Source organism: Enterobacter sp. SM3 (assembly GCF_009811935.2).
GTDB classification, from domain to species: domain Bacteria; phylum Pseudomonadota; class Gammaproteobacteria; order Enterobacterales; family Enterobacteriaceae; genus Enterobacter; species Enterobacter asburiae_D.
The window spans coordinates 3,691,678-3,706,680 of sequence record NZ_CP099971.1; the positions used below are offsets into that span (position 1 = coordinate 3,691,678).

The following is a 15,003-nucleotide window of genomic DNA, read 5'->3' on the forward strand; positions in this document are numbered from 1 at the left end:
AATGAGCCAAATCTCTGTTATATCGAAACTTACTGGCGTGGAAACGACCACGGAAGGCACACAGGTTACGCTGAGCCATTCCTCTATCGTTGAGCTTCACGTCGAGCGAGCGAGCGTCTCGCACTTCGCGCGAAGTGGTAACGATCTGCTGGTTACGCTGCACTCCGGCGAGGTGATCACCCTTAAAAATTTCTACGTCACGGACGCGCAGGGCGTAAGCCAGCTGGTACTGCAGGACAGCAACGGCGCATTATGGTGGATTGAAGATCCAACCGGAGCCGCGACGTACGAATCTATCGCCTCTACGGACGTGCTGCTTGCAGCCTCCGGGAGTGACGCCGGCGGCGCCGCCATCTGGCCGTGGGCACTGGGCGGCATTGTCGCAGCGGGCGGCATCGCGGCGGCGGCAAGCACCGGTGGCGGCGGCGGGGGTGGCGATGACGGCAATAACAATAGCACCAACCCCAACACACCTGTCGATCCGGATACAACACCGCCGAATGCGCCTTCCGGTCTTAAGTTCTCTTCAGATGGCAAAACCCTCACCGGTACCGCCGAACCCGGCAGTACCGTTACGCTGAAAGACGCGAACGGTAATGTTATTGGTACAGGAAAAACGGGCAGCGACGGCAACTTTACCGTCTCCCTCGGCACACCGTTGACCAACGGCGAGCAGGTGACCGCCACCGCGACGGATAACGCCGGGAATACCAGCCCGGGCACAACGCTCAACGCGCCGGACATCACCGCGCCCGATGCGCCAGCAATCACCAGCGTAACGGACGATATTGCCCCGCAGACGGGGGCAGTCAGCAACGGCGGCAGCACCAACGATCAGCGTCCGCAGCTTAGCGGCACCGGCGAAGCGGGCTCGACCGTGACGATTTATGACGGCGGCGTCGCTATTGGTACGGCGGTGGTCGCCAGCAACGGCACCTGGACCTTTACCCCGTCGGTTGACCTGAGTGAAAGCACTCACCAGATTACCGTCCGGGCAACCGACGCCGCAGGCAACACCGGGCCAGCCTCACCGGTGTTTACCCTGACGGTGGATCTTACCCCGCCAGACGCACCGACCGCGATTGTGCTGACCGACGATACGGGCGTTATCAGAGGGACCATTACCTCAGACACCCCTACCGATGCTTCACAGCCGATCCTGGCGGGAACGGGCGAACCCGGTGGAACAATCACTATCTACGATAACGGCGTCGCGGTTGGAACCACAACGGTGCTGCCGAACGGCACCTGGAGCGTCACGCCAGACGGCCCGCTCCCGGACGGGACGCACACGATAACCGTCGTTGAAACCGATGCCGCCGGAAACCAGAGTACGGCATCAGAACCTATCGTCTTCACCGTGGATACCACACCGCCGCTGGCCCCCGGCGACCTCGTCGTTTCGAATGATGGCGGCACCATCACCGGCACCGCTGAGCCAGGCAGCACGGTAACCATCCGTGAAGGCGACGTCCCCCTTGGCACTGTTGTTGCCGATAGCCAGGGGAACTTCAGCCTGACGCTGAGCCCGCCGAAGATCAACGGCGAAATCCTGACCGCTGACGCCACTGACGCTGCGGGCAACACCGGGCCTGCAACCGCCGCAGCGTCACCGGATATTACCCCACCGCAGACGCCAATTATCGTATCTGTGATTGATGATGTGCAGGCCACCACCGGGCCTGTGGGCCCGAACGGGATCACCAACGACCGGGCGCCGACCGTGAACGGAACGGGCGAGGCGGGCTCGACCATCACGATTTATAACGGCAGCGATGTCCTCGGTACGACGGTTGTTCCCTCCTCCGGCCTGTGGAGCTTTACGCCGTCCACACCGCTGACCGATGGCACGTACGTGCTGACGGCAACGGCGACGGATCCCGCCGGTAACCCGAGCGGAATATCAACCGCGTGGACAATTAACGTCGACGGCACGGCACCTGGCGCCCCGGTGATTTCACAAGTCGTGGACGATGTCCCCGGGCGTACCGGCTCGCTCGATATTAATGAGACCACCAACGACGCCACCCCGACCCTCAGCGGTACCGCCGAACCAAACGCAACGGTTACCCTCCGCGTGGACGGTGTTGCTATTGGTACCACCGTCGCCAATGGTCTTGGCGTGTGGATCTTTACCCCAGACACCCCGATCGCTGAAGGTCCACATACCCTGACCGCCGTCGCAACTGACGCGGCGGGCAACACCAGCAACGTCTCCAACAGCTGGGGCATCACTATTGACAGCGTGGCCCCGGGAGCGCCGGTCATTACCCAGGTTGTGGATGACGTGCCAGAACGCCTCGGCGCGCTCAATTCTGGTGACAGTACCAACGACACCACGCCAACGCTCAACGGCACCGCGGAGCCGGGCTCAACCGTCACCATCCGCCAGGACGGCGTCGATGTCACAACGATTGTGATCGACAGCAGCGGCACGTGGAGCTATACCCCGACCACGCCGCTTGTTAACGGCACCTATACCTTTACCGCCGTTACCACCGATGGGGCGGGTAATACCAGCCAGCCGTCAAGCGGCTTCACTCTGACCGTCGATACCACACCGCCAGCAGCAGCCACCATCGCCACCGTGACGGATGACGTCGGCGGCGTTCAGGGCACGCTCAGCAGCGGCGATACCACGGATGACACCCAGCCGCTGCTGCAGGGCTCCGCCCCGGCGGATGCGGTGATCACCATTTATGACGGTGCCACCCTGCTCGGCACCGCTACGCTCGACGGTAGCGGCGGCTGGAGCTTTACACCCGTTACCCCGCTCACCGACGGCCCGCATTCCCTGACGGTTCACGCCACGGATGCCGCTGGCAATACCACCATCTCCAGCCCGTTTGTATTGACGGTAGATACCGTCGCGCCTGCCACACCGGATATCCCGACAATTACCGTCAATCCTGGCGGCACAGAAATACCGCTGAACCCGGGCGAGACCACCCGCGACACCACGCCGACCCTTAGCGGTACCGGCAATCCGGGCGATACCGTGACGATCTACAACGGCGGCGTCAAACTTGATGATGTGCTCGTGGACGGTACCGGCAACTGGACCTGGACACCCGCTACCCCGCTGCCTAACGGCACCTATGACATTACCCTGACCGTGACCAACATGGACGGCACGGGCAACGAAAGCGCCCCGTCGCAGCCGGTCACCATCACCATTGACACCGATGCACCGGCTACGCCTGCGGCACCGGTGATCACCGACAGCGTTAGTCAGATCACCGGCCCCGTTCCCGATGGCGGAACCACCAACGATCCGCGTCCGGTCCTGAGCGGCACCGGCACGGCGAATGACGTTATCAACATCACTGATACCGTTAACGGCACACCGACCGTCGTGGGCACCGTCACGGTAGACAGTAACGGCAACTGGAGCTGGCGTCCTGACAGTAATATTAGCGAGGGCAGCCACGTTTATACCGCCACCGCCACCGATGAGGCGGGCAACGTCTCTGACCCATCTCCAGCGATTACGATTACCGTAGATACCGTAGCACCGGATACGCCGGTATTTGACGCCGTCGGGGGGCAGCCGAATGGTGGCTTTATCACCGACGCGACGCCAACCGTCGGAGGAACCGGCGTTAACGGTGAGACGGTCATCGTTTACAACAACGGCGTCGAGGTAGGACGTGTCGATGTCGTTAACGGAGAATGGAGCCTTGTCCTGCCACAACAAACGGACGGCCTGCTGAACATCACCGTTGCAGCAGTGGATGCCGCAGGTAACGTCAGCGCGCTGAGCCCGGTCGTTTCCGTCACGCTCGATACCGTAGCGCCAGAGATCCCGGTCATTAGCGCCGTAGCTGACAGCCAGCTGTCCAATAACGTGCTCTACACGAAAGACGGCACGCCGACGCTCACCGGAACCAGCGAACCCGGCACTACCGTTATCGTCTCCGTCGACGGTAACCCGTCTGGCGTGCCGGTGACGATACAGCCGGACGGCAGCTGGAGCTGGACTGCCGGTACAACATTGCCGGATGGTCCGCATACGTTCACCGTCTCGTCTGTCGATCCTGCCGGTAACACGTCAGGAAATTCAGCACCGTTGAGCGTGACGGTGGATACCGCCGCGCCTGCCGACCCGATCAACATGGCCCTGGCTCAGGAAGGAACACCGCTGACCGGTAACGCCGAGGCAGGAAGTACCATTACCGTGAAAGACAGCGGTGGTACCGTCATTGGTACCGGCGTTGTCGGCAGCGACGGCAGCTTCTCCATTGCGCTGAGTCCGGCTCAGCTGGATCCGACCACGCTGACCGTGAACGCTACGGACGCCGCAGGGAATGCCAGCGCGGGCGTGCCTTTTGTCGTCACCGACTCGTCGCTTGAGCTGCCGCAGGTGCCTGTCATCACGGCGATCGTCGATGACGTGGACCCGGTCACCGGCGATGTGAAAGGCAAAACCACCAACGACACCACGCCAACGCTTACCGGTACGGCCGAAGCGGGCAGCCTGATCACCATTTATCAGGACGGTAGCGCGACCCCATTGACGACGGTGACCGCCGACGGCAGCGGCAACTGGAGCTATACGCCAGCCGCGCTTGGCGAGGGGCTGCACACCTTTGAGGTGACCGCGACCCTCAACGGTGCCACCAGCGGCCGCTCTCCGGCGGCCAGCGTCACCGTCGACCTTACCGCGCCGGGCACACCAACTATCGGTGCGGTGATTGACGACGTCGGTCCGGGCACCGGCCCGCTGACCAGCGGCCAGACCACCAACGACAATCAGCCGACCCTCACCGGCACCGGCGCGGTGGGCGATACCATCTCCATCTACAACAACGGCGTGCTGCTGGACAGCGTGGTAATCGGCAATACCGGCACCTGGAGCTACACCACGTCGCCCCTGGCAGAGGGTAATAACGTCCTGACCATCCGCGAGACAGACCCGGCGGGGAACCAGAGCGGTCCTTCGGCGGGCTTCACCGTCGTGGTGGACTCCGTTTCCGCCACGCCGGTTATCACCAACGTCACGGATAACGTCGGTAACGCCGCCACTACGGTGGTTAGCGGCAGCGAAACGAACGACGCCACGCCAACCCTTTCGGGGACTGCGGACGCAAACAGCGTGGTGACCATTTTCGACGGCGGCACGCAGATTGCTGTGGTGACGGCTGACAGCAACGGCGCATGGACGTTTACCCCTGACACCGCGCTCGGCGAAGGCTCGCACAGCTTCACCGTTCGGGCGACCGATCCGCAGGGCAACGTCAGCGCGGTGTCAGCCCCATGGAGCGTGGTGGTTGACCTGACGGCACCGACGGTTCCGACGCTTGACACGGTGAACGACAACGTCCCTGGCGGCGTCACGGGCAACCTCACCAGCGGCCAGGTGACCAACGACAGCACCCCAACCATCAGCGGCACCGGGCTTGCGGGCAGCACCATTCACGTCATGAACAACGGCACGCAGATTGGTACTGCGGTTGTTGACGGAAGCGGCAACTGGACCTTTACGCCGACCACACCGCTGGGCGATGGCAGCTACTCCCTGCGCGCGTATGCAACGGATGCGGCAGGCAACGCCTCGGCGAACTCGTCGGTCTTCGCCTTCACCATTGATACCGCGGCCCCTGGCGTACCGGTGGTGACCAGCGTGATTGACGATGTCGGTCCGGTCACCGGGACGCTCACGACAGGCAACAGCACCAACGACGCGCGTCCAACCTTCAACGGCACGGGCGACGTGGGTTCTACCGTGCACGTGATCGTTGATGGCAACGAAATTGGCACTGCCGTGGTCAATGCCCAGGGCATCTGGACCTTCACGCCGGGTACCGATCTGCCCGACGGACCACACGCCATCACCTTCAACGCCACCGACGTGGCTGGCAATACCGGCAGCACGACGACGCCGTTTAACCTGACGGTGGATACGGGCGTGCCGTCGGCGCCGATCATTTCGACCGCGGGTGACAACGCGGGCAGCATTCAAACCCCGCTCACTTCCGGGCAGAGCACCGACGACACCACGCCGACGCTGAACGGTACCGCGACCGCCAATGCCACGGTCACCGTGTATGAGAACGGGCAGCCGGTCGGCACCGTGCAGGCGGACGCTACCGGCGCATGGAGCTTTACGCCGTCAACGCCGCTGGCCAGCGGCAGCCACACCTGGACCGCCACGGTTACCGATGCAGCGGGCAACGTCAGCCCGACCTCGCCGGACTTTACCCTGATTGTTGATACCGCGGCACCGAACGCGCCGGTTATCAGCCAGGCGATTGACGACGTCGGCAGCATTACCGGTCCGCTCACGTCCGGGCAAACAACCGACGATACGGTACCGCGCCTTGTCGGGACCAGCGAACCGTTTGCCACCGTGAAGATCTATGAGGGAACTACGCTTGTCGGAACGGGCACCGCGGACGGCAGCGGAAGCTGGAGTATCTTGCTCACCACCACGCTGACGGCGGGCGCGCACAGCTTCACCGCGCAGGCGACGGATGCGGCAGGCAACACCAGCGTGTCGTCCACCAGCTTCAGCCTCACCGTCGACACCACGCCGCCTGCGCTGCCGGTGCTGACCAGCATTCTGGATGACGTGGGCAATGCGGCGACGCCGGTTGCGAACGGCGGGTTCACCAACGACGCGCAGCCAACCCTCAGCGGCACGGCGGAAGCGGGTTCTACGGTGAAAATCTTTGATAATGGCGTGCAGATTGGCAGCGTGACGGCCACCGGCGGAGCGTGGAGCTATACGCCTTCTCCGGCGCTCAGCAACGGTCCGCACAATTTAACCTTTACCGCCACCGATGCGGTGGGCAACACCAGCGCGCCTACCGCCGGGTATGTGATTAACGTCGATACCCTCGCGCCGGGCGCACCGGTCATCAGCTCGGTCATTGATGATGTCGGCAGCGTCACCGGGCCGGTGACCGGTACGAACCCGACCAACGACACGCGCCCAACGCTGAGCGGCACAGCCGAAGCGAATGCCACGGTGCGGATCTACGATGGCATCACGCTGGTGGGCACGGTGACCGCCGACGGCAGCGGCAACTGGACCCTGCCGCAAACCACCACCACGCTGACGCAAGGCACCCATAACTTCACCGCTACGGCCACCGATGCGGCGGGCAACACCAGCGTGGCGTCAGCCGTGACGACGATTATCGTCGATACAACCGCCCCAACGGCGCCGACCGGGACCTTCAACGCCGACGGTAGCGTTCTGACCGGGACCGCGGAGGCAGGCAGCACCGTCTCTATCCGCCTTGCGGACGGCTCGACGGTGACCGCCATTGCGGGCAGCAACGGCACCTACAGCTACACCTTCATTAACAAACAAACTGAAGGCCAGACGCTGCAAATCACCGCCACCGACGTCGCAGGTAACACCTCGCTGCCTGGCTCCGCCCTTGCGCCGGTGGTGCCGCTCTCCGCCAGCAATAACGTCGAAGAGCTGAACCTCAGCACCACGGCGACCGTGACCAACAGCCAGTACAGCGATTACGGCTTCCTGCTGGTCGGCGCCGTAGGCAACGTTCTGACGCTGCTGGGCAATGATACCGCCCAGGTGAACTTCACGGTGGGCAGCGGCGGCAGCGCGGATATCGTGGTGAACGCCAACGCTACGGGGGCGGTGCTTTCTCTGCTCAATACCCTGGAGCTGGTGGTTCAGCATTACGTCAACGGCGCCTGGACCACCGTGGTGGATACCGGCCAGCCACAGTTTGCCGATCTGCTGACCCTCGGCGCAACCGGCGTATCGCTGAACCTGTCCGGGCTGGCTGACGGCGACTATCGCGTGCTCAGCTACAACACCAACCTGCTGGCGACTGGCTCCTACACCAGCCTCGACGTGGCGGTAAAAGAGACCGGTCCGGGTACGGTCACAGGCGATACCAGCCTCAACGGCAACGTGATCCTCGATACGGACCCGACCGCCGGCAGCGACAACGCGCCGGCCGGAACCACTATCTCCGCGGTCACTAACGCCCAGGGCGTCACCACCAGCGTGAACGCCGACGGCACGGTGATCCAGGGGCAGTACGGTACGCTGACCATTAACCGCGACGGCAGCTACACCTACAACCTGACCGACACCAGCGCCGCAGTCATTGGCCGGACGGAGAGCTTCACCTACACCATCACCCATAACGGCGTCAGCGCGTCAGCAAACCTGGTGCTGTCTCTGGGGGCCGGTACGGTAATCAACGGCATTGTGGCGGTGGACGACACGGCCTCGCTGACCTTTGACACCACAGTGAGTGAGATTAATAACGGCGCCTCGTCTCAGAACGGTTTTACCCTGGTGGGCATTAATCTCGGCAGCACGCTGGGGCTTAACCTGCTGGACGACATGACCAACCCGATTATCTACAACGTGGAGGAAGGCACGACCCGCACCATGACCATCCAGGCCTCCGTGGGCGGCGTGGCGCTGGCGTCGGTATTCGATCTGTACGTCTATAAGTTCAACAACGCCACCCAGACCTTCGAGCAGGTTCGCGTCGAGTCGGGCTGGCTGCGCGCTCCGCTGCTGGGAGGAACGTCATCCCAGCTGACGCTGAATCTGCCTGCCGGGGAGTACCTGTTCTTACTCAATACCGCCTCAGGGATCGCCGTCCTGACGGGGTATACGCTGAGCGTCCTGCAGGATCATGTCTACAGCGTGGCGAGCATCAGCGAAACCACTACGGGCGACGTGCTGGCGAATGACCCTGTTCCGACGGGCACGGTGGTCACGGAAGTGAACGGCGTGACGGTCAACAGCAGCGGCACAACCGACATTCAGGGGGAATACGGCACGCTGACCATCAATTCGTTGGGCCAGTACACCTATACCCTGAGAAGCGGCGTGGGGGCGGACCATATCAGCACGCCTGACACCTTCGTCTACACCGTTACCGCGCCTGACGGCTCAAAGGATACGGCATCGCTTAACATCACCCCAACCGCGCAGGCGATGAATGCGGTTAACGATGTCAGCACCACGATGGACCTCACCTCGGTGCACCACACGTCGGTCTACTCGGATACTACCGTGGGTGTCGCCAACTGGACGACGGCGCTGTTTTCATCAACCCAGGGCTCCGGCAGCGGAACCTTCGTGGTCGACCCGAACACCGCGCTGCACAACGCGTCGCTGCACTTTAACGTGGCCTCGCTGCTGTCGCTGGGCGGGCTGACGGTAAACTGGTCCATCAGCGACGGCTCGGGCGTGATCCGCAGCGGCTCCTTCAGCGGCGGCTCGCTGCTGGGCGGCAGTATCGACGTCCCGCTGACCGGGCTGGATCTCAACGCCGGGACCTATACGCTGAACTTTACCGGTAGCGTCCCGGGGCTGAGCGTGGGGACCATCACCATCACGCCAAGCGTGAACGGCACCACCTACTCGCTGAGTGATTTCGACGTCACCGGCAGCCACACCGTCAACGGCAATATCTTTGACGGCACCGACTCTGGCGGCGTGCTGGATCAGCTCCACTCGGTGGATACCCGTCTGAGCGTGACCGGTTACAACGGCGTGGCCACCACGCTGGATCCGTATACCGGTAGCGCAACGGTGAACATCACCGGCCATTACGGCATCCTGGCGATCGGCGCTGACGGTCATTACACCTATACCCTCAACAGCGGGGTATCGCTCTCATCCATGACCTCGAAGGAGACCTTCAACTACACCCTGACCGATGCCAACGGCAACACGGATACCGCCACGCTGACCATCAATATGGCGCCGCAATTCATCAGCTCGGAGCATAACGACGCCATCACCGGTACGGCCTACGGCGATACGCTGATTTACCAGGTGCTGAACAGTACGGTGGGGAATGCCACGGCGGGTAACGTCAGCAGCACCGCGGGCGATCACTGGACCGGCTTCTCGCTGGCGCAGGGAGACAAGATCGACATCGGCGATCTGCTGGTGGGCTGGGACGGCAATACCGCCTCGTTGGGGAATTATATCCATGTCACTAATAGTAATGGCAATACCGTGATCTCCATCGACCGTGACGGCGCAGGAGCCACCTACACTAATACTACTCTCGTTACGCTTGATGGCGTTCAGACCACCTACGACGAGCTTGTTAACCAGCAACACATCATTACCTGATAGCACCTGCAAGAGATGACCCGGGCGCACAGCGCCCGGGCATAAATAATAAAGCTATATTTTTTTAATAGGGACATGACATGGGAATGAAGATGCCTTACTGGTGGCTCTCGTGCTGCCTGATATCTGTGCCCGCTCTCTGCGCGAACCCGGCGGCAACCATCAATACCGGCCAGCTTCGTGAAACGCAGGAACTCCCCTCACTCAATGGCCGCGTCGCCCCTGCGGCTGGCAAAGCCGCACCCGGTTCATTGCAGCTTGGCGAGGCCGTCAACCGCGCCGTCACCTGGCACCCGGCCATCAGCGAAGCCGTGGGGAAACTCTATGAACAGAGCGAAGAGGTGGACGTCGCTAAATCAAAATACTATCCGCAGATTAATGCCGGCGTGGACAGCGGTTATTCCCATGACGGCGACCAGAACGGCTTTACGCCGTCGCTGGTGCTCTCTCTCTCACAGATGCTCTACGACTTTGGCAAAGTGGCGAGCCAGGTGCGCGCCGAAAGCGCAGGCGTTGCCCAGCAGCAGGCCAACGTGCTGGTGAGTATCGACACTATCGCCCACGATACCGCCATCGCCATGGTGCAGGTGCAAACCTTGCAGCAGATGGTCGACACCGCTAAAGAGCAGCTCGACGCCCTCTCCTCTATTGGCACGCTGACCCGCCAGCGTAACGACGAAGGGGCCACATCGCTCTCTGACGTGGTGCAGACCGATGCGCGCATTGAAGGCGCGCGCGCCCAGCTGATGCAGTACCAGGCCAGCCTGGACAGCGCCCGCGCCACGCTGATGAGCTTTCTCGGCTGGAACAGCCTGAACGCCATCAGCAATGACTTTCCGCAAAAGCTGGGCCGGAGCTGCGACATAGCCGAACCGGATGACCGTCTGGTTCCCGCGGTGCTTGCCGCCTGGGCGCAGGCTAACGTCGCCCAGGCAAACCTCGACTACGCCGACGCGCAGATGACGCCAACCGTCTCGCTTGAGCCGGAGGTGCGTCACTACATGAACGATCGCTACGCGGGGAGTGAAACGCGGGATCGCACCCAGTATTCCGCCTGGGTGAAAGTGCAGATGCCGCTCTACCAGGGCGGCGGCCTCACCGCCCGGCGTAACGCTGCCGGACATGCGGTGGAGGCAGCGCAGTCCACCATTCAGCGTACGCGTCTTGACGTCCGCCAGAAGCTGCTGGAAGCCCGCAGCCAGGTGATGAGCCTGCAAAGCACGCTGCAAATCCAGGGCCGCCAGGAAGCCCTCAGCGCCCGCACCCGCGAGCTGTACCAGCAGCAGTATCTCGATCTCGGCTCGCGCCCGCTGCTCGACGTGCTCAACGCCGAGCAGGAGGTCTATCAGGCGCGTTTCACCCAGCAGCAGACCCTCGGTCAGCTGCACCAGCTGCAGCTCAACTGCCTGTATAACACCGGGCAGTTGCGTCATGCGTTCGATCTTGATAACCGCACCATCCAGACCGTGGAGATCCAGCCATGAAGCAGCGTGATATCCCGCAAGGTGAAAACATGACGGATGAGGCGCTGGCGCAGTGGGCGCAGGCCTTTGGTTTTGTCGCCACGCGCTACCGCGTCGCCTGCTCTCCCGGCGCGCTGCTGGCGGGTGCGCCGTGGCTGAAAGGCAAACCGATGGTACCCGCCCTCACCCAGCTGGCCCGCGAGGCGGGTCTGTCGTTTCAGCTCCTTACCGACGATCGGCAGGCGATCAACAGCTGGCGTCTGCCGGTGGTGGTGGCGATGCATGACGGCAGGATCGGCGTGATCGAGCATTTCGACGGAGACGATACGCTGGAGGTCAGCTTTTTCGGCGATGAGACCTACACCAACCGGCTGTCGATGACGGCGATGCTGCCCGCTATCCGCCACGTTATTGCCCTGCGTCCTCTCGCCGCGCTGAAGGACAGCCGCGTGGATGCCTATATCTCAAAATACCGCCCTGACTGGCTCTACCGGCTGGTCATGCGCGACCTGCGCCCCTACAGCTGGGTCATGCTGGCCGCCCTCTTTATCAACGTGCTGTCGCTCTCCGGGATCGTCTTTTCCATGCAGGTCTATGACCGGGTGATCCCCGCCCAGTCCTATCCGACGCTTTACGTCCTGACCATCGGGGTGCTGATCGCCACCCTGTTTGGCTTCGTGCTGCGCGTGGCGCGCGGGCACATTATGGACCTGCTGGGCAAGCGCTCGGATATGCGCGTTTCGGATCGCGTCTTCGGCCACGCGCTGCGGCTGCGCAACAGCGCGATCCCCCGCTCCACCGGCAGCTTTATCTCTCAGCTGCGCGAGCTGGAGCAGATCCGCGAGATGGTCACCTCGTCCACCATCTCGACGATTGTCGACCTGCCCTTCTTTTTACTGTTTGTGGTAGTGCTGGCGATCATCGCCCCGCAGCTGGCGTGGATCGCCCCGGTCGCGGCGGTGATCATGGTCCTGCCCGGCCTGCTGCTGCAGAAGAAGCTGGCGGAGCTGGCGAAACAGTCGGCCCATGAATCGACCCTGCGCAACGCGGTGCTGGTGGAGAGCGTGCAGGGGCTGGAGGACATCAAGCTGATGCAGGCGGAAAACCGCTTTTTGCAGCAGTGGAACAGCTATATCCAGATCACTGCGGAATCCGGCCTGCGCACCCGCGAGCTGACGCAGAACCTGATCAGCTGGGGGATGACCATTCAGAGCCTGGTCTACGCCGGAGTGATTGTGGTCGGCGCCCCGATGGTGATCGACGGCACCCTGACCACCGGCTCGGTGGTCGCCGCGTCGATGCTGGCCTCCCGCATGATCGCCCCGATGGCGACGCTGTGCGGTGTGCTGGCGCGCTGGCAGCAGGTCAAAGCGGCAAAAGAGGGGCTGGACAGCATCATGCAGCTTCCCACCGAAAACCAGCGCGAGGAGACGCCGATCCGCCAGGACGTGCTGCGCGGACACTACCTCTTCGAGCAGGCGCAGTTCCGCTATCAGCCGGACGATCCGCGCATGGCGCTGCGCATTAACCGGCTGGAGATCCGTCCGGGTGAAAAAGTGGCGATTCTGGGGCGCAACGGCGCGGGCAAATCGACCCTGCTGCAGGCCATGGCGGGTGGGATGGATCTGGCGGCCGGCGAGCTGCGGCTTGATAACTTCAGCCTGCCGCATCTCGACGTCGCCGACGTCCGGCGCAACGTCGGCTTTATGACCCAGAACGCCCGGCTGTTTTACGGCACCCTGCGCGAAAATATCACCCTCGGCATGCCGCGCGCCACCGACGAAGAAATTTTCGAGGCGCTGGAGCTGACCGGCGCGGCAGGCTTTGTGCAGAAACTCCCCAAAGGGCTGGACTACCCGATCATGGAAAACGGCGTGGGGTTATCCGGCGGGCAGCGCCAGTCGATTCTGCTGGCGCGAATGCTCCTGCGCGATCCGAATATTGTGCTGATGGATGAACCCACCGCGTCGCTGGACGAGCACACCGAGCGGGAATTCATCCAGCGTCTGGGCGACTGGCTCGGGCATCGCACCCTAATTGTCGCCACGCATCGCGTGCCGGTGCTGGAACTGGTGGAACGCGTCGTGGTGTTGAAAGAGGGGATGCTGGTAATGGACGCGCCAAAAGCCCAGGCGCTGAACAACAGCCGTATGCAGCAACAGCAGCAGCAGGCAGCAACCGGACGGGAGTGGAAAAATGAAAATCAGTCAGCGTGACGTGGCGGCAATGGACGATCTGGATAACGCCCTCGACTCCGAAAGCGGCTACACCGGCGCGCGTCGGATCGTGATCTTCTCGCTGCTGATGTTCGTGGCGCTGGGCATCTGGGCGTGGTTTGGCATGCTGGATGAGGTGTCAACCGGCTCGGGTAAAGTGATCCCCAGCTCCCGCGAGCAGGTCTTACAGTCTCTCGACGGCGGGATCCTCACCGAGCTGAACGTCCACGAGGGCGATCAGGTGCAGGCCGGACAGGTGCTGGCGCGGCTCGATCCGACGCGTTCCGAATCGAACGTCGGCGAAAGCGCGGCGCGCTACCGGGCCTCACTGGCCTCCAGCGCCCGCCTGTACGCCGAGGTGAACGATCTCCCGCTGAAGTTCCCCCCCTCGCTGGCACAATGGCCGGATCTGATGGCTGACGAAACGCGGCTCTACAACTCCCGCCGCGCGCAGCTGGAGGATACCCAGCGGGAGCTGCGCGCCGCGTTAGATCTCGCCAACAAGGAGCTGGCCATCACCCAGCGGCTGGTCAAAACCGGCGCCGCCAGCCACGTGGAGGTGCTGCGCCTGCAGCGGCAGAAAAGCGACCTGGAGCTGAAGCTCACCGACGTGCGCTCGCAATATTACGTTCAGGCGCGCGAGGCACTCTCCAAAGCCAACGCGGAGGTGGATATGGTTTCGGCGATCCTCAAGGGCCGCCAGGATTCCGTCACCCGTCTGACGGTAAAATCCCCGGTGCGCGGGATCGTGAAAAACATCAAGGTCACTACCATCGGCGGCGTGATCCCACCCAACGGCGAGCTGATGGAGATTGTGCCGGTGGACGATCACCTGCTGATTGAAACCCGCCTGTCGCCGCGCGACATCGCCTTTATCCACCCGAACCAGGAGGCGCTGGTGAAGATCACCGCCTACGATTACGCCATTTACGGCGGGCTGCACGGGGTGGTGGAGACGATTTCCCCGGATACCATTCAGGATGAGGCCAAGCCGGAGGTGTTCTATTACCGGGTGTTCATTCGCACCAGCCAGGACTACCTGGTGAATAAGGCGGGCAGACATTTCTCGATTGTGCCGGGGATGATTGCCACGGTGGACATTAAGACCGGCGAGAAAACGGTGCTGGATTATCTGATTAAGCCGTTTAACCGGGCGAAAGAGGCGCTGAGGGAGCGGTAGTCAATCGCCGGGTGGCGGCTTCGCCTTACCCGACCTACATTCTAATCTCCCTCT

Annotated in this window: 4 protein-coding genes; all 4 read left to right on the forward strand. The window is 62.6% G+C overall.

Going from position 1 to position 15,003, the window contains the following annotated elements:
- Position 1 precedes the first annotated feature (1 nt).
- Positions 2 to 10,090 (forward strand): BapA/Bap/LapF family large adhesin, encoded by a 10,089-nt coding sequence (locus GVO84_RS17290; RefSeq protein ID WP_159514750.1) that lies wholly within the window; start codon positions 2 to 4, stop codon positions 10,088 to 10,090.
- A gap of 80 nt (positions 10,091 to 10,170) precedes the next feature.
- On the forward strand, positions 10,171 to 11,574 hold the full coding sequence (locus GVO84_RS17295; protein WP_121424469.1) for a TolC family outer membrane protein: 1,404 nt from the start codon (positions 10,171 to 10,173) through the stop codon (positions 11,572 to 11,574).
- Positions 11,571 to 13,769 carry a type I secretion system permease/ATPase gene (locus GVO84_RS17300; protein WP_159514751.1) on the forward strand — a complete coding sequence of 733 codons (2,199 nt, stop codon included), beginning with the start codon at positions 11,571 to 11,573 and terminating at the stop codon, positions 13,767 to 13,769. The genes GVO84_RS17295 and GVO84_RS17300 overlap by 4 nt, the downstream gene beginning before the upstream one ends.
- 10 nt (positions 13,770 to 13,779) lie before the next feature.
- Complete coding sequence (locus GVO84_RS17305; protein WP_121424815.1) at positions 13,780 to 14,949, forward strand: HlyD family efflux transporter periplasmic adaptor subunit; 1,170 nt, start codon at positions 13,780 to 13,782, stop codon at positions 14,947 to 14,949.
- Positions 14,950 to 15,003 lie beyond the last annotated feature (54 nt).